The following is a 23,995-nucleotide window of genomic DNA, read 5'->3' as shown; positions in this document are numbered from 1 at the left end:
GCCGCGCGGGCCCGGCCGCCCGGTGGCTGTGCGGTCCGCCGTCCTACTGGCCGACCTCGCCGTACGCGGCGAGGAGGACGGCCGGGTCGGGACCCTCCAGCACGGTCGGCTTGGCCAGGCCGTCCAGCACGATGAAGCGCAGCAGGTCGCCGCGCGACTTCTTGTCGACCTTCATCGTCTCCACCAGCTTGGGCCACTGGTCGTAGCGGTAGTGCAGGGGCAGCCCGACCGCTTCGAGGATCGTGCGGTGGCGGTCGGCGGTGGCGTCGTCCAGCCGGCCCGCGAGCCGGCCGAGTTCGGCGGCGAAGTGCATGCCGACGGCGACCGCGGCGCCGTGCCGCCAGCTGTAGCGCTCGTTCTTCTCGATGGCGTGGGCCAGGGTGTGCCCGTAGTTGAGGATCTCCCGCAGCCCGGATTCCTTCAGGTCCGAGGAGACGACGTCCGCCTTGACCCGGATGGAGCGTTCGATCAGCTCGGCCGTGTGCGGGCCGGCGGGGGTCCGGGCGGCCTCGGGGTCGGCCTCGATGAGGTCAAGGATCACCGGGTCGGCGATGAAACCGGCCTTGATGATCTCGGCGAGCCCGGAGACGTAGTCGTGGACCGGGAGGGAGTCCAGCGCGGCCAGGTCGCACAGCACCCCGGCCGGCGGGTGGAAGGCGCCGACGAGATTCTTGCCCTCGGCGGTGTTGATGCCGGTCTTGCCGCCGACGGCCGCGTCCACCATCGCCAGCACGGTGGTGGGGACGGCGATCCAGCGGACCCCGCGCAGCCAGGTGGCGGCGACGAAGCCCGCCAGGTCGGTGGTGGCGCCGCCGCCGACGCCCACGACGACGTCGGTGCGGGTGAACCCGGACTGGCCGAGCGCCTTCCAGCAGTAGGCGGCGACCTCGGCGGTCTTGGCCTCCTCCGCGTTGGGCACCTGGATGGCGACGGCCTCGTAGCCCTGCTCGGCGAGGTCGGCGCGCAGCGCCTCGCCGGTCTCCGCGAGCGCCTCGGGGTGGATGACCGCGACCCGCTTGGCCCGGTCGCCGATCAGTCCGGCCAGCTCACCCAGCAGCTGACGCCCCACCAGTACGTCGTAGGGGTCGCTGCCCGCGCTGCCGCCGACGTGGATCCGCGTCACCGACTCGCTCATGCTTCCTTCAACTCCAGTGCGTCCAGGACGGCCCGGGTGACATCCTCGGGGGTGCGGCCGTCCGTGGCCACCACGGCCGTGGCGACCTGCTCGTACAGATGGCGGCGGGCCTCCATGAGTTCCCGCCACTGCTTGCGCGGGTTGACCGCGAGGAGCGGGCGGGCCACGCCCAGGCCGGTGCGCCGGACGGCCTCCTCGACGTCCATCGAGAGGTAGACGACCCGGCGGCCGGCGAGCAGCGCGCGGGTGTCGGCGTCCAGGACGGCTCCGCCGCCGAGCGCCAGCACCCCGTCGTGCCCGGCGAGGGCCTCCCGCACGGCTTCCTTCTCCAGGGCCCGGAAGGCGGGCTCGCCCTCCTCCACGAAGATGTCGGACACGGGCCGCCCCTGCGCGACGACGATGTCGTCGTCGGTGTCGCGGTAGCCCACGCCCAGACGCTCGGCGAGGAGCCGGCCCACGGTGGACTTGCCCACGCCCATCGGGCCGACGAGGACGATCAGCGGACCGCTCACCGGATGTGCAGGTGGTCGAGGTAGGAGGTGACGTTGCGGCGGGTCTCGGCCACGCTGTCGCCGCCGAACTTCTCCGCCACCGCGTCGGCCAGCACGAGCGCGACCATGGCCTCGGCGACGATGCCGGCGGCCGGCACGGCGGAGACGTCGGAGCGCTGGTGGTGGGCCTGGGCCTCTTCCCCGGTGGTGACGTCCACGGTCCTCAGCGCGCGCGGGACGGTCGCGATCGGCTTCATCGCGGCGCGCACGCGCAGCAGTTCGCCGGTGCTGAGGCCGCCCTCGGTACCGCCCGCGCGGCCGGAGACGCGCCGGATGCCCTCGGGGGTGCCCACGATCTCGTCGTGCGCCTTGGAACCGGGCACCCGCGCCAGCTCGAAGCCGTCGCCGACCTCGACGCCCTTGATCGCCTGGATGCCCATGAGGGCGCCGGCGAGACGGGCGTCCAGCTTGCGGTCCCAGTGCACGTGCGACCCCAGGCCGACCGGGACGCCGTACGCCAGGACCTCGACCACGCCACCGAGGGTGTCGCCGTCCTTGTGGGCCTGGTCGACCTCGGCGACCATCGCCTTGGACGTGTCGGCGTCCAGGCAGCGCAGCGGGTCGGCGTCCAGCTTCTCGACGTCGGCCGGCGTCGGGTACACCCCCTGCGGGGCCTTCACCGAGCACAGCTCGACGACGTGGCTGACGATCTCGATGCCGGCCGTCTCCTTCAGGTACGACCGGGCGACGGCGCCGAGCGCCACGCGGGCCGCGGTCTCCCGGGCGGAGGCGCGTTCCAGGATCGGGCGGGCCTCGTCGAAGCCGTACTTCTGCATGCCGGCGAGGTCGGCGTGACCGGGCCGGGGGCGGGTCAGCGGGGCGTTGCGGGCCAGGTTCTCCAGCACGTCGGGGTCGACCGGGTCGGCCGCCATGACCTGCTCCCACTTCGGCCACTCGGTGTTGCCCACCATGATCGCGACCGGGGAGCCCAGGGTGCGTCCGTGCCGGACGCCGCCGAGGAAGGTCACCTCGTCCCGCTCGAACTTCATCCGCGCACCGCGTCCGTAGCCGAGCCGGCGCCTCGCGAGATGGTCCGCCACCATGTCGGTGGTGATCGGCACGCCGGCGGGAAGGCCCTCCAGCGTCGCGACGAGTGCGGGCCCGTGGGACTCCCCCGCGGTCAGCCAACGCAACCTGCTCAACGGTGCTCCTCCGTGTCCTCGCGTACGGCAACGGCTCGACCGGGCGTCGGCCCGGGTCCGTCTCCTACGATCCTCCCATGTCCGGCACGCCCTCCGGCCTCCGGTCCACAAAGCGGACGGCGGTCCGGCCGGCGCCCCGCGTTGCGGCAGCCGTGAGCGGTCCTCAGCGGGCGGCGAGCGCCTGCTCGCCCGCCTTGCGCATGACCTCGACCGGTGCGGGGGCGCGGCCGGTCATCTGCTCGACCTGGAGCACCGCCTGGTGCACCAGGAGATCGAGGCCGCTGACGACCGCGCCGCCGTACATGGACCAGCGGGCGGCGAGTGCGGTGGGCCACGGGTCGTACAGCACGTCGAAGAGGGTGGCGGGGCGTTCCGGCACGGCGTGGGCGAGGGCGTCGGTGGTGCCGGCCGGGGTGGTGGCGATCACCAGCGGCGCGCGCAGCGCCTCGGCGGCGTCGGACCAGTCCGCCGTGCGCACCTCGACGTCGAGCCGCTCCCCCCACTGCCGCATCTCGGCGGCCCGGGCCGCGCTGCGGACGTAGGCGACGACCTCGCCGGTGCAGACGCGGGCGAGTGCGGCGAGCGCGGAGGAGGCGGTGGCTCCGGCGCCGAGCACGGCCGCCGACTCGACCTGTTCGACGCCGCGTTCGCGCAGCGCGGCGATCATGCCGGGGATGTCGGTGTTGTCGCCGACGCGGCGGCCGTCCCCGGTGAACACCAGGGTGTTGACCGCCTCGACGGAGGCCGCGGTCTCGCTGATCTCGTCGAGCAGCGGGATGACCGCCCGCTTCAGCGGCATGGTCAGCGACAGGCCGGCCCACTCGGGGCCGAGCCCGTCGACGAAGCCGGGAAGTGCCGCCTCGTCGGTCTCGAAGCGGTCGTATGTCCAGTCGGTGAGTCCCAGCGCCTGGTACGCGGCACGGTGCAGCACCGGGGAGAGGGAGTGGGCGATGGGGCTGCCGAGCACGGCGGCGCGGCGGCGCCGGGCGGGGTGGTTCCCGGGTGTGTCGCTCATCAGTGGTCTTCCGGCTCTCGTCAGTTCCCGGTGTTCGCGTTGAACTTGTCCCTGAGCCGCTCGGCCTCGGCCAGGGTCTTGGCGAACTCCGTCTTGTTCATGCCGTCCGTCGCCACGAAGTAGAGCCAGCCCTCGTGGGTGGGATCCATGGTGGCGGCGAGCGCCTCTTCCCCGGGGTTGCCGATCGGCCCCGGCGGGAGGCCGGTGTGGGTGTAGGTGTTGTACGGATCCGGGTTGCTGTTGATCTCGGACGTGCTGATGTGGATGTTGCTCTCGTTGCGCAGGTAGTTGAACGTCGAGTCGAACTGCAGCTTCCGGTTGGTCTCGGTGTTGTCCGGCTTGAGCCGGTTGTAGATGACCTCGGCCATCTTGCGGTAGTCGTCGTGGGTCTTGCCCTCGGCCTGGACGAGGCTGGCGACCGTGATGACCTCCAGCGGGTTCTCCAGCTTCAGCTGCTCGGCCTTGGCGTCGAGGTCGAGCTTGCCGTAGGCCGCGGTGGCGCGGCCGACCATCTCCTTGAGCACCGCCTCGGGCTTCATGCCCTTGGCCGCGGGATAGGTGCCCGGGTAGAGGAAGCCCTCCAGCGGGTCCTTGATGTCCTCGTCGCTGTTGGCCCAGCTCGGCAGCCCGAGGTTCTTGTAGCCTGCCTCGGCGATCTTGCGGGTGGCGCCGGCGGAGAGGCCGAGTTTCTCGTCGATCGCCTTGTAGACCTGGATGTTGCGCTGGCCCGGGGTGACCATCACGTTGGCCTGGCTCTTCGGGTCGAGCATCATCGAGATCGCGCTCCTGGCGGACATCTGCTTGTGCAGGATGTACGCCCCGGCCTGGATCTTCTTGCCCTCGGGGTCGGCCGCGAACGCCGCGACGAAGGCGTCGACGCTCTTGACGACCCCGGCCTCCTTGAGGGCCCGGCCGATCTGGGCGCCGCCCGCGCCCTTGGGGATGGTGACGCTGACGCTCTGGGAGGTGCCGTCGCCCGAGTAGTCCGGCGCCGCGCCGTAACGGTCCTGGTAGAACTGGTAGCCCACGTACGTCACCCCGGCGAGGCCGCCGCCGAACACCAGCAGCACGACCAGGCAGGCGCAGCCGTTGCGGCGTTTCTTGGTGCCCTTGCCGCCTTTGGCGCCCTTGCCGCCGCGCCGGTCGCCGCGGCCGCGCCGGTTGCCCGGCGGTTCGTCGTCCTCGGTGTCGTCGGCGTCGTCGTCGCCGCCCGCGAAGAAGGCGTGCTCGCCCTGGTCGGGGCCGGGGTCCCAGTCGGGTTCGGGCTCGGGTTCGGCGCGTCGGCGGGCCGGTGGCTCCGGGGGCGGGTACGCCTCGGGGGTCTGGTAGAAGTCGGGCTGCTCGCTGCCGTAGGCGGCGGGCTGCCGGCCGTAGGGGTCGCCGGGGTCGGCCGCGTACGGAACCTGAGCGTGCGTTCCCGTGCCGTCCCAGCCGCCGCCCTGGGGGTAGTCCGGCCGGCCCTGCTGCCCCTGGCCGCCCTGGGGAGCCTGCTGCTGCCCGTACTGCTGATCGTACTGTTCGAATTGCTGGCCCTGGCCGGGGTACTGCTGCTGATGCTGCTGGGGGGCGTACTGCTGGCCGTAGGGCCGGCCGTACTCGTCGTACTGCCGGCCGTCCTGGCCGTAGGCGGACTGCTGGGCGCCGGTGCCCCAGTCACCGTACTCCTGGTACTGCGGCTGCTGCGGGTAGTGCTGCGGCCGGTCGCCGTAGGCAGACTGGCGGCCCGTGTGGGCCTGCTGCCCGTCCCATCCGCCGTCCCCGAACAACGGGTCCTCGGGAGGCCACGGTTCGGAGCCGGGGCTCCGGCCATACTCAGTCATCGATCCCCTAGAGCCGCGAGGCGGCGGTCGCCCGGCCGGTGCGGATCCTGGCTTCCGTTCCGCCTCTTTCTGTGCGTCGGCTGTTCGAACACCGGCGCATCGCGCGGAACGTTACCGTATCGCGATCAGATGACCAGTTCGACGCCCTCGCCGGGTGGTCTTCCTGACACCCGTTCGGATTCCAGTGCCTGCTGAAGGATGATCACTGCGGCGGCCTGGTCGATGACGGAGCGTCCCTTCTTGGCCTTCACGCCCGACGCCCGCAACCCCTGCCCGGCCGTCACGGTCGTCATCCGCTCGTCGACGAGACGCACCGGAACCGGGGCGACCCCCCTGGCGAGTTCCTGCGCGAAGCCGCGGACCTTGACCGCGGCCGGGCCCTCGCCCCCCTTGAGGGAGCGAGGGAGACCGACCACGATCTCGATCGGCTCGTACTCCTCGACCAGTTGGCGCAGCCGACGGTGGGCTGCGGGCACGTCCCGGCCCGGCACCGTCTCCACCGGCGTGGCGAGGATCCCGTCGGGGTCGCACGAGGCGACCCCGATGCGGGCGTCCCCGACGTCGATCGCGAGCCGGCGGCCCCTGCGCATCGTCACTTCGCGGTCTCGGCCACGAGGCGCTCGACGGCGTCGACGGCCTCGCCGAGGGCGGCCGGGTTCTGGCCGCCGCCCTGGGCGACGTCCGGCTTGCCGCCACCGCCGCCGCCGAGCGTCTTGGCGGCCGTGCGGACCAGGTCACCGGCCTTGAGGCCGCGCTCGCGGGCGGCGTCGTTGGTGGCGATGACCGTGAGCGGCTTGCCGTTGTTGACCGTGAACAGGGCGACCACGGCGGCCCGGCCGCCCTGGATGCGGCCGCGCACGTCGAGGACCAGCCGGCGCAGGTCGTCGGGGGTCGTGCCGTCCGGCACCCGGCCCGTGACCACGGCCACCCCGCGCACGTCCTTGGCGGACTCGGCGAGACCGGCGGCGGCCTGCAGCACCTTCTCGGCGCGGAACTTCTCGATCTCCTTCTCGGCGTCCTTCAGCTTGCCGAGCATGGCGGAGACCTTCTCCGGGAGTTCCTCCGGGCGGCCCTTGACGAGCTCCTGGAGCTGGGCGACGACGGTGTGCTCGCGGGCCAGGAAGTTGTAGGCGTCGACGCCGACGAGGGCCTCGATGCGGCGCACGCCCGAGCCGATCGACGATTCGCCGAGCAGCTTCACCAGACCGAGCTGGGCGGTGTTGTGGACGTGCGTGCCGCCGCACAGCTCCTTGGAGAAGTCGCCGATGGTGACCACGCGGACGCGCTCGCCGTACTTCTCGCCGAACTCGGCGATGGCGCCCTGCTTCTTGGCCTCGTCGATGCCCATGACCTCGGCGTGCACGTCGAGGTCGCGGGCCAGCACCTCGTTGATCTTCTGTTCGACGTCCGTCATCACGGCCGTCGGCACGGCCGACGGCGAGCCGAAGTCGAAGCGGAAGCGGCCGGGCTGGTTCTCCGAACCGGCCTGGGCGGCCGTCGGGCCGAGGGCGTCGCGCAGGGCCTGGTGGGTCAGGTGGGTGGCCGAGTGGGCGCGGGCGATGGCCTTGCGGCGCAGGTTGTCGATGGTGGCGTGGGCCGTGGCGCCGACGGTGACCTCGCCGACCTGGACGACGCCCTTGTGGACGTAGACGCCCGGGACCGGCTTCTGGCAGTCGCGGACCTCGATGACGGCGCCGGAGTCGACCTTGATGCGGCCGGTGTCGCCGATCTGGCCGCCGCCCTCGGCGTAGAACGGGGTGCGGTCGAGGACGATCTCGACCTCGTCGCCCTCGGTGGCGGCCGGGGAGGACACACCGTCGACGAGGATGCCGACGATTCTCGACTCGCCCTCGGTGTCGCCGTAGCCGATGAACTCGGTCTCACCGGCGGCGTCGGCGATCTCGCGGTAGGCGCCCATGTCGGCGTGGCCGGTCTTCTTGGCCTGGGCGTCGGCCTTGGCGCGCTCCCGCTGCTCCTTCATCAGGCGGCGGAAGCCGTCCTCGTCCACGGACAGCCCCTGCTCGGCGGCCATCTCCAGGGTGAGGTCGATCGGGAAGCCCCAGGTGTCGTGGAGCAGGAACGCCTTGTCGCCGGGCAGGACGGTGGAGCCGGTGGCCTTGGTCTCGGTGACGGCGGTGTCGAGGATGTTGGTGCCGGCCTTCAGCGTCTTCAGGAAGGCGTTCTCCTCGGCGAGGGCGACCTTCTCGATGCGCTCGCGGTCGGTGATCAGCTCGGGGTACTGCTGACCCATCATGCCGATGACGACGTCGATGAGGTCCTTGACGACCGGGCCGGTGGCGCCGAGCAGGCGCATGTTGCGGATGGCGCGGCGCATGATGCGGCGCAGGACGTAGCCACGGCCCTCGTTGCCGGGGGTGACGCCGTCGCCGATGAGCATCACGGAGGTCCGCATGTGGTCGGTGACCACGCGCAGGGAGACGTCCGAGGCATGGGCGTCGCCGTAGGCCACGCCGGTCAGTTCGGTGGCCTTCCTGATGACGGCCATGGAGGTGTCGATCTCGTACATGTTCTGCACGCCCTGCAGAATCATGGCGAGGCGCTCCAGGCCGAGGCCGGTGTCGATGTTCTTGCTCGGCAGCTCGCCGAGGATCTCGAAGTTGTCCTTGCCGATGCCCTCGCCGCGCTCGTACTGCATGAAGACGAGGTTCCAGATCTCCACGTACCGCTCGTCGTTGACGGCGGGGCCGCCCTCGACGCCGAACTCGGGGCCGCGGTCGTAGTTGATCTCGGAGCAGGGGCCGCAGGGGCCGGGGACGCCCATGGACCAGTAGTTGTCCTTCATGCCCAGGCGCTGGATCCGCTCCCTGGGCACGCCGACGACCTCGTGCCAGATGCGCTCGGCCTCGTCGTCGTCCTTGTAGACGGTGATCCACAGGCGCTCGGGTTCGAGGCCGTAACCGCCCTTGTCCTGGGGGCTGGTGAGCAGCTCCCAGGCGAGCTTGATGGCGCCTTCCTTGAAGTAGTCGCCGAAGGAGAAGTTGCCGCACATCTGGAAGAAGGTGCCGTGCCGCGTGGTCTTGCCGACCTCTTCGATGTCGGGGGTGCGCACGCACTTCTGCACGCTGGTGGCACGGTCGAACGGCGGCTTGACCTCACCCAGGAAGTAGGGCTTGAAGGGCACCATGCCGGCGGGGACCAGGAGCAGAGTCGGGTCGTCCGCGATGAGCGACGCCGAAGGGACGACGGTGTGCCCGCGCTCCTCGAAGAAGCTCAGCCAGCGGCGGCGAATCTCGGCCGACTCCATCAGTGGTCCTCATTCCGGTTGTACGAGTGCTTCGGTTGCGGTGAAAGGGGTGGCTCGATGTACTTCGGTGTGCTGCGGTCGTTCTCGATGGCGCTGTGGCGCCGGGGAGCGGGAAGTTCCGGGTTGTCGTGGATGCCCAGCGCCTCCCCCAGCTCGGCCTCCCTCCGCGCCATGTTGTCGCGGACGTCGACGGCGAAGCCGACCGCGCGGTCCTTGAGCCGGTGCCCCGTCTCCAGCGCCTTGTTGGCCGCGGTCGCGGCGAGGCTCTCGGGGGTGAGCTGCCTCAGCTTGCGGTTGACCTTGGTGGTGGCCCAGACACCGGCGGCGACGCCCGTGCTGAACCAGAACGTACGGCGGAACATCGCTGGCTCTCAGTCCCTCTTCCCACGGGCTCGGGAGACCGTCCGGCCCACGATCACGGTGCGCCGGGACGTCTTGGCGGGCGCGTCCTCCCTGCGGCCGCCGAGGGCGCGGCGGACGCCGTACCCGAACGCGGCGACCTTGACCAGCGGGCCGCCGAAGGTGGAGGCGACGGTGGTCGAGAGGGCGGAGGCGTTGGAGGTGACCTCCTGGACGTCGGAGGCGATCGCGTCGACCCGGTCGATCTGGGTCTGCGCGGAGCGCACGGCCGCGGAGGCGTCGGCGAGCAGCGGTACGGCCTGGTCGGTCACGTCCGCCACCAGCTTGGTGGTCGCCCTGAGCGTCTGGGCCAGCCTCACCAACGCGACGGCGAGGAAGGAGACCAGGATCGCCCAGAAAACGGCCACGAGGATTCCGGCCACCTCTCCACCGGACACCGCGCACCTGCTCTCTGAAGTGTGTGCAAACCCTAGGGTGCGAGCCTATCGCGACCGGCGTGGCACTCCGCACCGCATTACGGGCCCGCGGGGAGCAGGCCGCTCGCGGGTACGCGAGAGCCCGCCGCCCCGCCCGCCCGGGGAGGGCGGGGGGACGGCGGGCTCGGGCGCGGAAGTGCTACGACCGTCGAAGGATCAACGGGCGTAGTACTCGACGACGAGCTGCTCGTCGCAGATCACCGGGATCTCCTTGCGGTTCGGCTCGCGGTCCAGGCGGAACGCCAGGGCCTTGAGGTTCACCTGGAGGTAGCGCGGGGTCTCGCCGTCGGGGGCGAAGCCGCCCTCGCGGGCGATCGAGAAGAGGGTCTTCTCGCGGCTGCGCTCGCGGACCATCACGACGTCGTCCGGCTTGACGCGGAAGGACGGCTTGTCGACCTTCTGGCCGTTGACCTCGATGTGGCCGTGCACGACCATCTGGCGGGCCTGGTAGATGGTGCGGGCGATGCCCGAACGCAGGACCAGGGCGTCGAGACGGCGCTCCAGCTCCACGATCAGGGCCTCACCGGTCTTGCCCTGGACCTTGGACGCGCGCTCGTAGGCGCGGACCAGCTGGCGCTCGGAGATGTCGTACTGCGCGCGCAGACGCTGCTTCTCCAGCAGACGGACCTTGTAGTCCGAGTTCTGCTTGCGGCCACGGCCGTGCTCACCCGGCGGGTAGGGGCGGGCCTCGAAGTACTTGACGGCCTTCGGGGTCAGCGCGATGCCGAGGGCACGCGACTTCTTGACCTTGGGGCGGGACTGGTTCGCCACTTGTCTCTCATTTCCATGGTTCTCGGCTCGTCAGGGTTGAGGGAGGTCGCATCCGCAGCCGGGGAAACCCGCCGGGTCCGTTGCCGGTCCTGGTGGGCAGCCGCTCCCCTGGTCTGGGCACATACGTGCAGCACGCGAGTGGCCCACCGGCCGGTCCCGTCCTGCGACGGGTGGTGGTGGGCTGCCCGCGACACCGTTCGACGGTGCGCGACGCTCCTGGAACCCCTTGCGGGGGTCCGGCTGGATGTCCCGCTCTGACAGCGCGGGACTCAGCACTCCGGCCGAGTTTACAGGGTGGTCAGGGCCGCTTGCGACCGAGGTGCGTGCGGGTCCATTCCACGGCGTCCGCGTAGCGCGCCTCGGCACCGTGCCGGGTCGGGGTGTAGTACTCGCGGTCCTTCAGGGCATCCGGCGCGTACTGCTGCTCGGCGATGCCCTCCGCGAGGTCGTGCGGATACACGTACCCCTGGGCGTGGCCCAGTTTCGCCGCTCCCTTGTAGTGCCCGTCGCGCAGATGCGGCGGCACGGGTCCGGCCAGTCCCTTGCGTACGTCGTCCAGGGCGGCGCCGATCGCGGTGGTGGCGGAGTTGGACTTGGGGGCCAGGGCGAGGGCGATGGTGGCGTGGCTCAGGGTGAGGGCGGCCTCCGGGAAGCCGATCATGGCGACGGCCTGGGCGGCGGCCACGGCTGTGGGCAGGGCGTTCGGATCGGCGAGGCCGATGTCCTCGCTGGCGGAGATCATCAGGCGGCGCGCGATGAACCGGGGGTCCTCGCCGGCCTCGATCATGCGGGCCAGGTAGTGCAGGGCGGCGTCGACGTCAGAGCCGCGGATGGACTTGATCAGGGCGCTGGCGACGTCGTAGTGCTGGTCCCCGTCGCGGTCGTACTTCACCGCCGCGCGGTCGACGGTCTCCTCCAGCGTGCCCAGGGCGATCTCGGTCTCACCCTTGTCGAGCGCGGCGCCGGCGGCGGCCTCCAGGGCGGTCAGGGCGCGGCGGGCGTCTCCCCCGGCGATGCGCAGCAGATGGTTCTCGGTGTGCTCGGGGAGGGTGACGGCGCCGTTGAGTCCGCGCTCGTCGGTGAGGGCGCGCCGCAGCAGCCCGCGGACGTCATCGTCGGTGAGGGGTTCCAGGGTGAGCAGCAGGGAGCGGGAGAGCAGCGGGGAGATCACCGAGAAGTACGGGTTCTCGGTCGTCGCCGCGATCAGGGTCACCCAGCGGTTCTCGACGGCCGGGAGAAGGGAGTCCTGCTGGGCCTTGCTGAAGCGGTGGATCTCGTCGAGGAAGAGGACGGTCTCCTTGCCGTAGCCGCCGCTGGCCCGGCGGGCGCCGTCGATGACCGCGCGGACCTCCTTGACGCCGGCGGTGATCGCCGACAGTTCGACGAAGCGCTTGTCGGTGGCCTTGGAGACCACGTACGCCAGCGTGGTCTTGCCGGTGCCGGGTGGTCCCCACAGGATCACGGAGGACGGTCCGGCGGGGCCGCCCGCGCCCTCGCCGACCAGCCGGCGCAGGGGGGAGCCCGGCTTCAGCAGGTGCTGCTGGCCGACGACCTCGTCGAGCGTGCGCGGGCGCATGCGCACGGCGAGCGGACTGGCCGCCGGGTTCTTCTCCTGGCGTTCTTCGGCTGCGGCGGTGAACAGATCGGGCTCCACGCTGAAACCCTAGAACACCGCACCGACAACCCCCTCGGGAGCGCCGGCCGGTCCGCTCGCGTACGTCAGCGATGCGCTCGCGTACGTGAGCCGATGCGCTGGCGTACGTGAGCCGATGCGCTCGGGCCGCCGGCCGGTCGGCGCGGGTTCTCGGACGGCCGTCAGCGGGTCCGCTCGGGCCGTCAGCCGGTTCGCTCGGGCCGTCAGCTGGTCCAGAAGTCCCACCAGCGGGTCAGGATCAGCATGCCGATGATGCCGATGTGCAGCAGCGGCAGTACCCAGGTGAAGTCGCCGAAGAAGTTCCTCAGCCAGGGCGGCGCGGGCAGGAAGCGGTTCCTGACGTTGAACGAGGTCACGTACCAGAACATGATGATCGTGGCGACCCAGGCCAGGGAGCACCACAGGCACAGGGCGTTGATCCGGTACAGCGACTGGAACATCAGCCAGGCGCAGAAGCTGACGCCGAACAGGCAGCCGGCGTTGAAGGTGAGCCAGTACCAGCGCGGGAAGCGGGCCCGGGCGAGCAGGCTCATGCCGACGCCGATCACGATGCCGTAGGCCACCAGGCCGAGCATCGGGTTGGGGAAGCCGAAGACGGAGGCCTGGTCGGACTCCATGACACTGCCGCAGGACACCACCGGGTTCAGGCTGCAGCCCGGGGTGAAGGTCCTGCCCTCGACCTTGGCCTCGAGGAGCTTGAACTTGTCGATGGTGATGACCCACGCGGCGAGCAGTCCGGCCGCACCGGTGATCACCAGCAGCAGCGCGAAGGCTCTGCTGACGCCCACCGTCCGCGGAACGGCCGCCTCGCCGTGCTCCGGCTCGGGCTCCGTGGAGACGTCTTTCACTGTCGTCTTGCTCATCAGGCCGATTCCGTCTGCTTGAGAGTTGGACCTTCTTCGGGCAGGGGCCATTGTGCCGTACGAGGCTGTGCCCCCGCCGTTGACCGGAGATAAGGAGCCATCCCCAACGCCCCTTGCCTCACTCACGATCGTCTCTCCGCGGCCCGTCGGGTGGGAACCGTCTCCGCGGATGAATCGGCACGCACCCGGTTGACGGACGGGGGCGTCGAGGGCCCCGGCCCTCGCCGCCCCCGCGCCCGCTCAGCCCAGCCGGGACTCCAGTTCCGCCACGATCTCGTTGACGCCGACGGCCGTCTGCTCGCCGGACTCCATGTCCTTGAGCTGGACGACGCCCTCGGCGAGGTCGCGCTCGCCGGCGACGACCGTGTAGCGGGCGCCGCTGCGGTTGGCGCTCTTCATGGCGCCCTTCAGGCCCTTGCCGCCGTAGGCGAAGTCCGCCGCGACACCGAGCTTGCGCAGTTCGGTGACCTTGGCGAACAGCAGCCGGCGGGCCTCGTCGCCGAGCGCCACGGCGTAGACCGAGGTGGTCGAGGGCAGGTCCAGCTCCACGCCCTCCGCCTCCAGCGCCAGCACCGTGCGGTCGACGCCGAGCGCCCAGCCGACGGACGGCAGCGCCGGGCCGCCGATCATCTCGGACAGGCCGTCGTAGCGGCCGCCGCCGCCCACCGCGGACTGGGAGCCCAGGCCGTCGTGGACGAACTCGAAGGTGGTGCGGGTGTAGTAGTCGAGGCCGCGGACCAGCTTGGGGTCGTCCTCGAAGGCGACGCCGGCGGCCGTGATCAGGTCCCGGACCTCCTCGTGGTACGCCTTGCAGGCGTCGCACAGGTAGTCCCGCAGCAGCGGGGCGTCACCGAGCTGCTTCTGGACCGACTCGCGCTTGTCGTCCAGGACGCGCAGCGGGTTGATCTCCGCGCGGCGCAGCGTGTCCTCGTCGAGGTCGAGGCCGCGCAGGAAGTCCTGCAGCGCCGCCCGGTACACCGGACGGCATTCCTTGTCGCCCAGGCTGTTCAGCAGGATGCGGAAGTCGCGCAGGCCGAGCGAGCGGTACGCCTGGTCGGCCAGGATGATCAGCTCGGCGTCCAGCGCCGGGTCCTCGGCGCCGATCGCTTCCGCTCCGACCTGCGAGAAGTGGCGGTAACGGCCCTTCTGGGGGCGCTCGTAGCGGTAGTACGAGCCGGAGTACCAGAGCTTGACGGGGAGGTTGCCGCTCTTGTGGAGATTGGCCTCCAGCGCGGCGCGCAGCACGGACGCGGTGCCCTCGGGACGCAGGGCGAGCTTGTCGCCGCCCTTGGTCTCGAAGGCGTACATCTCCTTGGTGACGATGTCGGTGGACTCGCCGACCCCGCGCGCGAAGAGTTCGACGTTCTCGAAGCCGGGGGTCTCGATGTAGCCGTAGCCGGAGTTACGCAGGGGCGCGGCGATCGCCTCGCGGACCGCGAGGAACCTCGCGGAGTCGGGCGGCAGCAGGTCGTAGGTGCCCTTGGGGGCCTTGAAGGTGCTCACGGAAGGTCTCTCGTCACATTCCTCGTCGGGGAGCCTCGGCGGCGCCGCGTCCTTGGGCGTCCGCCGTCACCTGCCGCAGATAGGCGTTGGTGGCGCGCTCCTGGCCGATGGTCGTCTGGGGGCCGTGGCCGGACAGCACCACGGTGGAGTCGTCGAGCGGCAGGCACACGCGGGCCAGCGACTCGAGCATGTCCGCCATGGATCCGCCCGGCAGGTCGGTGCGTCCGACGGAGCCGGCGAACAGCAGGTCCCCGGAGAAGAACACCGACGGGATGTCGGCGCTCTCGGGCAGCCTGAAGGTCACCGACCCCCTGGTATGGCCCGGCGCGTGCGCGACGGTCAGCTCCAGACCGGCCAGTTCCAGCTTCGTGCCGTCGGTCAGCTCCCGGACGTCGTCCGGTTCCCCGATGGTCAGCTCACCCATCAGCTGCATGCCGATGGACCGGCCGAGCGCCTTCTCCGGGTCGCTCATCATGTAGCGGTCCTCGGGGTGGATCCAGGCCGGCACGTCGTGTGCGCCGCACACGGGGACGACCGAGGCCACGTGGTCGAGGTGGCCGTGGGTGAGGACGACGGCGGCGGGCTTGAGCCGATGCTTCTTCAGTGCTTCCTCGACTCCTGGGGCGGCCTCGTGGCCCGGGTCGATGATCACGCACTCCTCACCGGCGGCGGGGGCGACGAGGTAGCAGTTCGTCCCCCAGGCACCGGCAGGGAACCCGGCAATGAGCACGATCGTCCTTCGTTTGTGTCGATACGGGTGGCTACGGCTTCCGTCCGAGCCTACCGGCGCTGCCGATTCCTCAGCGAACCCATATACGGTACGGGGCACACACAGACGGACGTACAAGGAGACAACCCGGTGGTCACCCAGGAACAGCGGCGGCGGCAGCTCGCCCGGGAGAAGTTCTTGCGGCAGCAGCAGCGGCGCACCGAGGCGCGTCGGAAGGCCAAGGTCCGCAACTCGGTCATCGCGTCGGTGCTCGGCGTGGTCCTGGTGGGCAGCCTGGCGCTGTACACGACCGGGGTCATGAAGGACGACAAGGACGACAAGGCCAACGCGAGCGCGACGGCCGAGGCCAGTCCCAGCCCCAGCGCGGTCGAGGACCCCTGCGAGAAGCCCGCCGCCGGCGAGGTCAAGAAGCAGACGTGGCAGAAGGAACCGGCGCTGTCGATCGACAAGTCGGCGAAGTACACCATGAAGCTGTCGACGACGTGCGGCGAGATAGACGTCGCGCTGAAGGCGTCGGCGGCCCCGCACACCGTCAACTCGTTCGCCTTCCTGGCCGGAAAGGGCTACTTCGACCACACGAAGTGCCACCGGCTCACCACCATGGGCATCTACGTGCTGCAGTGCGGCGACCCGACGGCCACGGGCACCGGCGGCCCCGGCTACAAGATCGCGGACGAGAACCTGAAGGACGCGGCCCTGAAGAACAACACCTACCCGGCGGGCACGGTCGCGATGGCCAACAGCGGCCCGAACACCAACGGCAGCCAGTTCTTCCTGGTGTACGAGGACAGTGAGCTGCCGCCCAACTACACACCGTTCGGTACGGTGTCCGCCGAGGGCATGAAGGTGCTGAAGAAGATCGCCGCCGCGGGCGAGAACACGGGGGCCGGTGACGGGGCCCCGAACGCGACCGTGGTGATCGACAAGGCGACGGTCACCAAGTCCTGACCACCGGCGCGACCAGCAGCGGAATTTCGGTCGCGCTGGATGCGGACAGGCGGCCCGCCGGTCGCCTATGTTGGCCGTGACGAAACTGTGGACGATGCCCGGGGGAGCTGAGGCCCCCCGCAGGCATCATGTGGAGGAGGCGCTGTGAGCAGCGACCCGTGGGGCCGCGTCGACGAGGCGGGGACCGTGTACGTGCGTACGGCCGACGGCGAGAAGGTCGTCGGTTCCTGGCAGGCCGGCTCCCCTGACGAGGCGCTGGCCTACTTCGAGCGCAAGTACGAGGGCCTGGTTGTCGAGATCGGCCTCCTCGAGAAGCGTGTCCGGACGACCGATCTGTCGGCGAAGGACGCCCAGGTCGCCATCGACCACCTGCGCGAGCAGGTGGACGCACATCACGCGGTCGGCGACCTGGACGCGCTGCGGGCCCGTCTGGACAAGCTGGTGTCGACGGTCGAGGCGCGGCGCGAGGAGCGCAAGGCGCAGCGGGCCAAGCAGTCCGACGAGGCCCGGCGGGCCAAGGAGGAGCTGGTCACCGAGGCCGAGCAGCTGGCCCAGTCCGATCAGTGGCGGGCCGCCGGAGAGCGGCTGCGGGCCCTGGTGGACACCTGGAAGGGACTCCCGCGGCTGGACCGCAAGTCCGACGACGAGCTGTGGCACCGCTTCTCGCACGCGCGCTCGGCGTTCTCCAAGCGCCGCAAGGCCCACTTCGCCCAGCTGGACGCGCAGCGCGAGGAGGCCCGCCGGATCAAGGAGCGGCTGGTCGCCGAGGCCGAGTCGCTGTCGGGTTCGACGGACTGGGGTCCGACGGCCGCCCGGTACCGCGAGCTGATGGCCGAGTGGAAGGCCGCCGGCCGCGCCCAGCGCGAGCACGAGGACGATCTGTGGAACCGCTTCCGCGGGGCCCAGGACGTGTTCTTCGCGGCGCGCAGCTCGGTGTTCGCCGAGCGGGACGCGGAGCAGGCGGAGAACCTGAAGCTGAAGGAGGAGCTGGCCGAGGAGGCCGAGAAGCTGCTCCCCGTCGGCGACCTGAAGGCGACGCGGGCCGCGTTCCGTTCGATCAACGAGCGGTGGGAGGCCATCGGCCACGTTCCGCGGGACGCCCGGCCGAAGGTCGAGGGCCGGATGCACGCCGTGGAGCGGGCGATCCAGGACGCCGAGGAGACCGAGTGGCGCCGGACCAACCCGGAGGCGCGCGCACGTGCCGAGGGGCTGACCGGCCAGCTCCAGGCGGCCGTGGACAAGCTGACGGGCCAGATCGAGCAGGCTCGGGCCCAGGGCAACGCCTCGAAGGCCGAGAAGCTGGAGCGTGAGCTGGAGGGCCGCCAGGCCCTGCTGGACCAGGCGCTGAAGGGTCTGCAGGAGTTCGGCGGCTGACGCCGGCCGGACAGACGGCGGAAGGCCCCCGTACCCGAGGTACGGGGGCCTTCCGCCGTCTGCCGCTGTCCTGCTGAGGTCCTTCTGCCGTCCTCCCGGCGTCCCGGCTACGGCTTGCGCGCCGAGGTCACCCGGTACACGTCGTAGACGCCCTCCACGCCCCGTACGGCCTTCAGGACGTGCCCGAGGTGCTTGGGGTCGCCCATCTCGAAGGTGAAGCGGGAGATGGCCACCCGGTCGCGGGAGGTCTGGACGGCCGCGGAGAGGATGTTGACGTGCTGGTCGGACAGGACACGGGTGACGTCGGACAGCAGCCGGGAGCGGTCCAGTGCCTCGACCTGGATGGCGACCAGGAAGACCGAGGACTGGGTGGGGGCCCACGCGACGTCGAGGATCCGCTCGGGCTCGCGGGACAGTGAGTCCACGTTGACGCAGTCGCTGCGGTGCACCGATACGCCGTTGCCCCGGGTGACGAAGCCGATGATCGGATCGCCGGGGACGGGCGTGCAGCAGCGGGCCAGCTTCACCCAGACGTCGTCGACGCCCTTGACGACCACGCCGGGGTCGTTGTTGCTGCGCCGCTTGCGGCCGCGGCCGCGGGACGGCGGGACCGCCTCGTCGATCTCCTCGGTGGCGGCCTCCTCGCCGCCGAGGGCCTGGACCAGCTTCTGCACGACGTTCTGCGCGGCCACGTGGCCCTCGCCGATCGCCGCGTACAGGGAGGAGATGTCCGGGTAGCGCATCTCGTGCGCCAGGGTGACCAGGGAGTCGCCCGTCAGGATGCGCTGGATCGGCAGGTTCTGCTTGCGCATGGCGCGGGCGATGGCGTCCTTGCCCTGTTCGATCGCCTCGTCGCGGCGCTCCTTGGAGAACCAGGCGCGGATCTTGTTGCGGGCCCGGGGCGATTTGACGAAGCCCAGCCAGTCGCGGGAGGGGCCGGCGCCGGACGCCTTGGAGGTGAAGACCTCCACCAGGTCGCCGTTGTCCAGCGTGGACTCCAGCGGTACGAGGCGGCCGTTGACCCGTGCTCCTATGGTGCGGTGGCCGACCTCGGTGTGGACGGCGTACGCGAAGTCGACCGGGGTCGCCCCGGCGGGGAGCGCTATGACATCACCCTTGGGGGTGAAGACGAAGACCTCGTTGCGCGAGAGGTCGAAGCGCAGGGACTCCAGGAACTCGCTGGGGTCCTCGGTCTCCTTCTGCCAGTCCAGGAGTTGCCTGAGCCACGCCATGTCGTTGATGGCGGCCGAATCCTTGCCGGCCTTCCCGGCCGGCTTGGGGCCGTCCGTGCGCACCTTGGACGCCCCGGCGACGGCCTCCTGCTTGTACTTCCAGTGCGCGGCGATGCCGTACTCGGCGCGGCGGTGCATGTCGAAGGTGCGGATCTGCAGCTCGACCGGCTTGCCGTTGGGGCCGATCACCGTGGTGTGCAGCGACTGGTACATGTTGAACTTGGGCATCGCGATGTAGTCCTTGAACCGCCCGGGAACGGGGTTCCAGCGGGCGTGGACCGTGCCCAGCGCGGCGTAGCAGTCGCGGACGGTGTCCACCAGGACGCGGATGCCCACCAGGTCGTAGATCTCCGCGAAGTCACGGCCACGGACGATCATCTTCTGGTAGACGCTGTAGTAGTGCTTGGGACGACCGGTCACGGTCGCCTTGATGCGGGCGGCGCGCAGGTCGGCCTGGACCTCGTCGGTCACTATGGCCAGGTACTCGTCACGCTTCGGTGCCCGCTCGGCCACCAGCCGTACGATCTCGTCGTACATCTTGGGGTAGAGGATCGCGAAGGCGAGGTCCTCCAGCTCCCACTTGATGGTGTTCATGCCGAGGCGGTGGGCGAGCGGCGCGTAGATCTCCAGGGTCTCGCGCGCCTTCTTCTCCTGCTTCTCGCGCTTGAGGTAGCGCATGGTGCGCATGTTGTGCAGGCGGTCGGCGAGCTTGATGACCAGGACGCGGGGGTCCTTGGCCATGGCGACGACCATCTTGCGCACGGTCTCGGCCTGCGCGGCCTCGCCGAACTTGACCTTGTCGAGCTTGGTGACGCCGTCGACGAGGAGGGCGACCACGTCGCCGAAATCGCGGCGCAGGTCGTCCAGGCCGTACTCGGTGTCCTCGACCGTGTCGTGGAGCAGGCCCGCCATCAGGGTGGCCGGATCCATGCCCAGCTCGGCGAGGATGGTGGTGACCGCGAGGGGGTGCGTGATGTACGGGTCGCCGCTCTTGCGCTTCTGGCCGCGGTGCCAGCGCTCGGCGACCTGGTAGGCCCGCTCGATCTGGCGGAGCGTGGAGGTCTCGATCTTGGGGTCGTTGCTGCGCACTATCCGCAGCAGTGGCTCCAGGACCGGGTTGTAGGGGTTCGCGCGCTGGACGCCGAGCCGGGCGAGGCGGGCACGGACGCGGTTGGAGGAGCCGGAGCGGACAGGCGGCTGCGCGGCGGCCGGACGGCCGGCGGCGGTGACCGCGGGGTGCTCGGGAGGGGCCGGCTTGGGGCGGGGGCGCTCGGCCGGCTTGTCGACGGGCGGGGTACGGCCGTGTTCGGCCGTACCGCGGGTGTCGTTCTGCGCGTGCGACGCGGGCTTCGCCGCGGGGGCCGAGGCGGACTCGGGCTTGGCGGCGGTCAGGTGCTGGGCCTCGTCTGGCAAGAGGACTCCTCGTGCGCGATCCGGGTCCCCCGGTCAGGCTCCGGAGCACCCATCGTAGCGAGCCTGCGCCCCAGGATCGCCTTCAGGCCGATGTGAGGGCCTTGTACCGGAGAAACGCAAGGGGCGGGCTCCGGATTCCTCCGGGCCCGCCCCGATGCGGTCTGTCAGTCGGACGGCCAGCTTGTCACAGGGTCAGCAGGGATTCCAGCGGTGCTCCCTTGAGCGCCGTCTCCAGGCGGGGACGGCCCGCCAGGAAGCCCAGCTCCATGAGCACGGCGACGCCCGCGACCTCGGCGCCCGCGCGGTGGATGAGCCGGATCGACGCCTCGGCGGTGCCGCCGGTGGCCAGCACGTCGTCGACGATCAGGATGCGGTCGCCCGGGGCGAGGTCCTCGGCGTGCACCTCGATCTCCGCCGAGCCGTACTCCAGGTCGTAGGCCTGGCTGAGGGTCGCTCCGGGGAGCTTGCCCGCCTTGCGCACGGGGATGAAGCCGAGCCCGGCCCGGACGGCGACCGGGGCGCCCAGGATGAATCCCCGGGCCTCCAGGCCGACCACCTTGGTGGCGCCGGTGCGCTCGGCGATCTCCACGAACGCTTCGGTGAGGACGGCGAACGCGGACGGGTCCGCGAGGAGCGGGGTGATGTCCTTGAACATCACACCCGGCTCGGGGTAGTCCGCGACGTCCCGGATACGGCTGAGGAGCAGCGCCGCGTTGTCCACGAAGTCGGTCATCGGCGCTTCCCTGAGGGTCGGCCCCGGCCCCGGCCCCGCGGTCCGACCACGGCGGGGGCCGCATCGGCCCGGGCGTCGTCGGCGTCGGCCGGCGAGGAGCCGTACTCGGCCTCGGCGGCTGCCTGGGCGCGCTTGGCGAGGACGCGCTTGCGCAGCGCCTTCAGCTGCGGCTCGCGCTCCTTGAGGTCGGCGACGAGCGGCGTGGCGATGAAGATCGACGAGTACGCGCCGGCCGCGAGACCGACGAACAGCGACAGCGAGATGTCGTTGAGCGTGCCCGCGCCGAGGAAGCCGCCGCCGATGAAGAGCAGGCCGGCCACCGGGAGCAGCGCGACCACCGTGGTGTTGACCGACCGCACCAGGGTGCTGTTGATCGAGCGGTTGGCGACGTCGCTGTAGGTGAAGCGGGTCTGCTTGGTGATGTCCTTCGTCTGCTCCTTCAGGGAGTCGAAGACGACGACCGTGTCGTACAGCGAGTAGCCGAGGATGGTCAGCAGACCGATCACCGTGCCGGGGGTGACCTCGAAGCCGACCAGGGCGTAGATGCCGACGGTGATGGTGATGTCGTGGATCAGGGCGACGAGCGCCGCCACGGCCATGCGCCACTCGAAGGCGATGGCCAGGTAGATCACGACGAGGACCATGAAGATCGCCAGACCCTGCCAGGCCTTGTTGGCGATCTGGTCGCCCCAGCTCGGACCGACCAGGTCGGCGTTGATCTGCTCCGCGTCGACCTTGAAGTCCTCGGCGAGGGCCGTCTTGATCTTGTCGGACTGCTGGGTGTCCATGCCGGCGATCTGGATGCGCAGCGTGTCGTTGCCGAGCCGCTGGACGACGACCTCGTGGCCGGAGGCGTCGTGCGCGTACTCCTCCGCCTGGGAGACCGAGACGCTGGTCTTGGGCGTGGTGAAGACGGCGCCGCCCTGGAAGTCGATGCCCATGTTCAGGCCGCGCACCGCCAGGCCGACGAAGGCCGTGATGGTGATCAGGATCGAGATGCCGTACCAGAGCTTGCGGTGGCCGATGAAGTCGTAGCTGACCTCGCCACGGTGCAGTCGGGCGCCGAGGTTGCCGAGTTTCGACATCGCTACGCCTCCTTCGTCTCGACGGGGCCGGCGGCGGGTCCGGCGGGGCGGCGGGTCCGGCGCAGCGGCGGCTTGGCGCCGAGGCTCTTGGGGTCGAGGCCGGACCACTTGTGACCGCCGGAGAAGAACGGGCGGCGGGCGAGGATCGTCATCAGCGGCTTGGTGAAGAAGAAGACCACGACGACGTCGAGGACGGTGGTCAGACCGAGGGTGAACGCGAAGCCCTGGACCTTGCCGACGCTGACGATGAACAGCACGGCGGCGGCGAGGAACGACACGAAGTCGGAGACCAGGATGGTGCGCCGGGCGCGCGGCCAGGCCCGCTCGACGGCGGGGCGCAGGGTGCGGCCCTCTCGGATCTCGTCCCGGATGCGTTCGAAGTACACGATGAACGAGTCCGCGGTGATTCCGATGGCCACGATGGCACCGCACACGGCGGGCAGGTTCAGCGCGAAGCCGATGGCCGGGCCGAGCAGCGACATGATCACGTAGGTGAGTGCGGCGGAGACCAGCAGCGAGCAGATCGCGATGAGCGACAGCCCCCGGTAGTAGGCCACCAGGTAGATCACGACCAGGGCCAGGCCGATGGCGCCCGCGAGCAGACCGGCGCGCAGCTGCTCACCGCCGAGCGCGGCGGTCACCGTGGTCACGCTCTGCTCCTTGAAGGAGAGCGGGAGGGCACCGTAGGAGAGCATGTTGGCGAGGTTCTGGGCCTCGTCCTGGGAGAAGCTGCCGGAGATCCGGGCCTCGCCGCCGGTGATGGCGGAGCTCACGTACGGGCTGGAGACGACCTCGCCGTCCAGGACGATGCCGAACTCGTTCTGCGGGGGCTGGTTCTGCGCGAGCTTGCCGGTGACGTCGGCGAACTTGTCGGCGCCCTTGCCGGTGAAGGTCATGTTGACCTGCCAGCCCGACGCGCCCTGGGTGTCGAAGACCGCCTGGGCCTTCTTCACCTCGGTGCCGTCGACGCCGGCCGGACCGAGCAGGTACTTGTACCAGGTGCCGTCGACCTCGCCGCAGGCGACGATGGTGTCGGTGGGCTTGGTGCCCTCCGCGGCCTTCCTGCGGGCGGCCTCGTCGGTGCAGTCCAGGGCGGCGTACTTGGTCTGGAGGGCGGCGGCGTCGGTGGCCGTGGAGTCTCCGGCGCTCGCGGACGGCGAGGGGCTCGCGGCGCCGGAGGCGCTCGCGGAGGCGGACGGCGAGGCGGTGGCCTTCAGCGCGTCGGTGACGGGGCGGCCCTGCGAGGTCGCGGAGGCCGACGGGGAGCCGGTGGCGGACGGGGACGACGACGGCGTCGCCTCCTCGCCCGTGGCCGAGGCGCCCGGCGACGGGCTCGCGGAACCACTGGCGGACCCGCTCGGGGACGCGCTCGGGGCGGCGGCGCCGGTGGCCTCCTGGGACAGGACCGGGCGGAAGTACAGCTTGGCGGTGGTGCCGACCTGTGCCCGGGCCTCCTCGGAGTTGGTGCCCTTGGGGATGTTCACGATGATGTTGCGATCACCCTGGGTCTGCACCTCCGCCTCGGAGACGCCCAGGCCGTTGACCCGGCGGTGCATGATCTCCACCGCGGTGTCCATGTTGGCCTTGTTGATCGCGGATCCCTGGTCGGCCTTGGCCTCGAGCGTGATGCTCGTGCCGCCGGCAAGGTCGATGCCCAGACGCGGGGTGGTCTGGCCGGTGGCGAACATGCCTCCGGTGAGCCCCACGATGGCGATCAGGATCAGGGCCAGCGAGCGCCATGGCTTGCTCTGGGCGCTCGCGCTCCGGCCCTTTTTAGGTGCTGCCACCTTCTCGTACTCCCTCTCGGGCCGCTCCGCACCGGATCAGCGGGCGGGCGGCCATGACTGGTGTCGGGACCCCTGCGAGATCGGCAGGGTCCGGGGGGGGGGGGGGGGGGGGGGGGGGGGGGGGGGGGGGGGGGGGGG

At 70.8% G+C, this 23,995-nt stretch carries 20 protein-coding genes; 2 read left to right on the top strand and 18 right to left on the bottom strand.

Features of this window, described 5'->3' with window-relative positions; translation table 11 throughout:
- Positions 1 to 43: 43 nt before the first annotated feature.
- The 14 genes from aroB to AC3ET3_RS17595 all read right to left on the bottom strand — a co-directional run bounded on the left by aroB (position 44) and on the right by AC3ET3_RS17595 (position 15,285).
- The gene (gene aroB / locus AC3ET3_RS17660; protein WP_432139823.1) at positions 44 to 1,135 is read right to left on the bottom strand and encodes a 3-dehydroquinate synthase; all 1,092 of its coding nucleotides are present in this window, start codon (positions 1,133 to 1,135) and stop codon (positions 44 to 46) included.
- The gene (locus AC3ET3_RS17655) at positions 1,132 to 1,647 is read right to left on the bottom strand and encodes a shikimate kinase (protein WP_432139822.1); all 516 of its coding nucleotides are present in this window, start codon (positions 1,645 to 1,647) and stop codon (positions 1,132 to 1,134) included. The genes aroB and AC3ET3_RS17655 overlap by 4 nt, the downstream gene beginning before the upstream one ends.
- On the bottom strand, positions 1,644 to 2,828 hold the full coding sequence (aroC, locus tag AC3ET3_RS17650; protein ID WP_432158836.1) for a chorismate synthase: 1,185 nt from the start codon (positions 2,826 to 2,828) through the stop codon (positions 1,644 to 1,646). Before aroC ends, AC3ET3_RS17655 begins: the two co-directional genes overlap by 4 nt.
- A 163-nt stretch (positions 2,829 to 2,991) precedes the next feature.
- The gene (locus tag AC3ET3_RS17645) at positions 2,992 to 3,843 is read right to left on the bottom strand and encodes a shikimate dehydrogenase (protein ID WP_432139820.1); all 852 of its coding nucleotides are present in this window, start codon (positions 3,841 to 3,843) and stop codon (positions 2,992 to 2,994) included.
- Between the two features lie 20 nt (positions 3,844 to 3,863).
- On the bottom strand, positions 3,864 to 5,663 hold the full coding sequence (gene mltG, locus AC3ET3_RS17640) for an endolytic transglycosylase MltG (RefSeq protein ID WP_432139819.1): 1,800 nt from the start codon (positions 5,661 to 5,663) through the stop codon (positions 3,864 to 3,866).
- 125 nt (positions 5,664 to 5,788) lie between these two features.
- A complete protein-coding gene (gene ruvX, locus AC3ET3_RS17635) occupies positions 5,789 to 6,253 on the bottom strand; it encodes a Holliday junction resolvase RuvX (protein WP_432139818.1) in 465 nt (154 codons plus the stop codon).
- Positions 6,254 to 6,255: 2 nt separating this feature from the next.
- On the bottom strand, positions 6,256 to 8,928 hold the full coding sequence (alaS, locus tag AC3ET3_RS17630) for an alanine--tRNA ligase (protein WP_432139817.1): 2,673 nt from the start codon (positions 8,926 to 8,928) through the stop codon (positions 6,256 to 6,258).
- Positions 8,928 to 9,290 carry a hypothetical protein gene (locus tag AC3ET3_RS17625; protein ID WP_432139816.1) on the bottom strand — a complete coding sequence of 121 codons (363 nt, stop codon included), beginning with the start codon at positions 9,288 to 9,290 and terminating at the stop codon, positions 8,928 to 8,930. Before AC3ET3_RS17625 ends, alaS begins: the two co-directional genes overlap by 1 nt.
- Before the next feature lie 9 nt (positions 9,291 to 9,299).
- Positions 9,300 to 9,725, bottom strand: a complete 426-nt coding sequence (locus tag AC3ET3_RS17620; RefSeq protein WP_432139815.1) for a DUF948 domain-containing protein — start codon at positions 9,723 to 9,725, stop codon at positions 9,300 to 9,302.
- Positions 9,726 to 9,920: 195 nt separating this feature from the next.
- The gene (gene rpsD, locus AC3ET3_RS17615) at positions 9,921 to 10,535 is read right to left on the bottom strand and encodes a 30S ribosomal protein S4 (protein WP_398863023.1); all 615 of its coding nucleotides are present in this window, start codon (positions 10,533 to 10,535) and stop codon (positions 9,921 to 9,923) included.
- A 298-nt stretch (positions 10,536 to 10,833) separates the two neighbouring features.
- Positions 10,834 to 12,189 (bottom strand): replication-associated recombination protein A, encoded by a 1,356-nt coding sequence (locus AC3ET3_RS17610; RefSeq protein ID WP_432139814.1) that lies wholly within the window; start codon positions 12,187 to 12,189, stop codon positions 10,834 to 10,836.
- A gap of 203 nt (positions 12,190 to 12,392) precedes the next feature.
- The gene (locus tag AC3ET3_RS17605; RefSeq protein WP_435612450.1) at positions 12,393 to 13,052 is read right to left on the bottom strand and encodes a vitamin K epoxide reductase family protein; all 660 of its coding nucleotides are present in this window, start codon (positions 13,050 to 13,052) and stop codon (positions 12,393 to 12,395) included.
- A 240-nt stretch (positions 13,053 to 13,292) separates the two neighbouring features.
- A complete protein-coding gene (gene hisS / locus AC3ET3_RS17600) occupies positions 13,293 to 14,555 on the bottom strand; it encodes a histidine--tRNA ligase (RefSeq protein WP_435612449.1) in 1,263 nt (420 codons plus the stop codon).
- A gap of 13 nt (positions 14,556 to 14,568) precedes the next feature.
- On the bottom strand, positions 14,569 to 15,285 hold the full coding sequence (locus AC3ET3_RS17595) for an MBL fold metallo-hydrolase (protein ID WP_435612448.1): 717 nt from the start codon (positions 15,283 to 15,285) through the stop codon (positions 14,569 to 14,571).
- A 129-nt stretch (positions 15,286 to 15,414) separates the two neighbouring features.
- Between AC3ET3_RS17595 and AC3ET3_RS17590 the strand changes: the two genes are divergently transcribed.
- Together AC3ET3_RS17590 and AC3ET3_RS17585 are read left to right on the top strand one after the other, a co-directional pair.
- Positions 15,415 to 16,233 (top strand): peptidylprolyl isomerase, encoded by an 819-nt coding sequence (locus AC3ET3_RS17590; protein ID WP_432139810.1) that lies wholly within the window; start codon positions 15,415 to 15,417, stop codon positions 16,231 to 16,233.
- Positions 16,234 to 16,377: 144 nt separating this feature from the next.
- Positions 16,378 to 17,607 (top strand): DUF349 domain-containing protein, encoded by a 1,230-nt coding sequence (locus AC3ET3_RS17585; RefSeq protein WP_432139809.1) that lies wholly within the window; start codon positions 16,378 to 16,380, stop codon positions 17,605 to 17,607.
- Between the two features lie 107 nt (positions 17,608 to 17,714).
- On the opposite strand, the gene AC3ET3_RS17580 is transcribed toward AC3ET3_RS17585, so the two are convergent.
- The 4 genes from AC3ET3_RS17580 to secD form a co-directional block, all read right to left on the bottom strand.
- Positions 17,715 to 20,252, bottom strand: coding sequence for a RelA/SpoT family protein (locus tag AC3ET3_RS17580; protein WP_432139808.1), 2,538 nt, complete (start codon positions 20,250 to 20,252; stop codon positions 17,715 to 17,717).
- Positions 20,253 to 20,436: 184 nt separating this feature from the next.
- Complete coding sequence (locus AC3ET3_RS17575) at positions 20,437 to 20,985, bottom strand: adenine phosphoribosyltransferase (RefSeq protein ID WP_432139807.1); 549 nt, start codon at positions 20,983 to 20,985, stop codon at positions 20,437 to 20,439.
- Entirely contained in the window at positions 20,982 to 22,070 is a 1,089-nt protein-coding gene (secF, locus tag AC3ET3_RS17570; protein ID WP_435612447.1) for a protein translocase subunit SecF, read from the bottom strand. The genes AC3ET3_RS17575 and secF overlap by 4 nt, the downstream gene beginning before the upstream one ends.
- 2 nt (positions 22,071 to 22,072) lie before the next feature.
- Complete coding sequence (gene secD, locus AC3ET3_RS17565) at positions 22,073 to 23,857, bottom strand: protein translocase subunit SecD (RefSeq protein WP_435612446.1); 1,785 nt, start codon at positions 23,855 to 23,857, stop codon at positions 22,073 to 22,075.
- Between the last annotated feature and the right edge of the window lie 138 nt (positions 23,858 to 23,995).

Source organism: Streptomyces sp. bgisy159, from assembly GCF_057707805.1.
Note: the sequence above shows the minus strand (reverse complement) of the source record. Positions and strands in the feature narration are given on the sequence as shown.

Coding starts and splice junctions, on each gene's coding strand:
- aroB (WP_432139823.1), bottom strand. CDS start 1,135: ATGAGCGAGTCGGTGACGCGGATCCACGTCGGCGGCAGCGCGGGCAGC.
- AC3ET3_RS17645 (WP_432139820.1), bottom strand. CDS start 3,843: ATGAGCGACACACCCGGGAACCACCCCGCCCGGCGCCGCCGCGCCGCC.
- mltG (WP_432139819.1), bottom strand. CDS start 5,663: ATGACTGAGTATGGCCGGAGCCCCGGCTCCGAACCGTGGCCTCCCGAG.
- ruvX (WP_432139818.1), bottom strand. CDS start 6,253: ATGCGCAGGGGCCGCCGGCTCGCGATCGACGTCGGGGACGCCCGCATC.
- alaS (WP_432139817.1), bottom strand. CDS start 8,928: ATGGAGTCGGCCGAGATTCGCCGCCGCTGGCTGAGCTTCTTCGAGGAG.
- AC3ET3_RS17625 (WP_432139816.1), bottom strand. CDS start 9,290: ATGTTCCGCCGTACGTTCTGGTTCAGCACGGGCGTCGCCGCCGGTGTC.
- AC3ET3_RS17605 (WP_435612450.1), bottom strand. CDS start 13,052: ATGAGCAAGACGACAGTGAAAGACGTCTCCACGGAGCCCGAGCCGGAG.
- AC3ET3_RS17575 (WP_432139807.1), bottom strand. CDS start 20,985: ATGACCGACTTCGTGGACAACGCGGCGCTGCTCCTCAGCCGTATCCGG.
- secF (WP_435612447.1), bottom strand. CDS start 22,070: ATGTCGAAACTCGGCAACCTCGGCGCCCGACTGCACCGTGGCGAGGTC.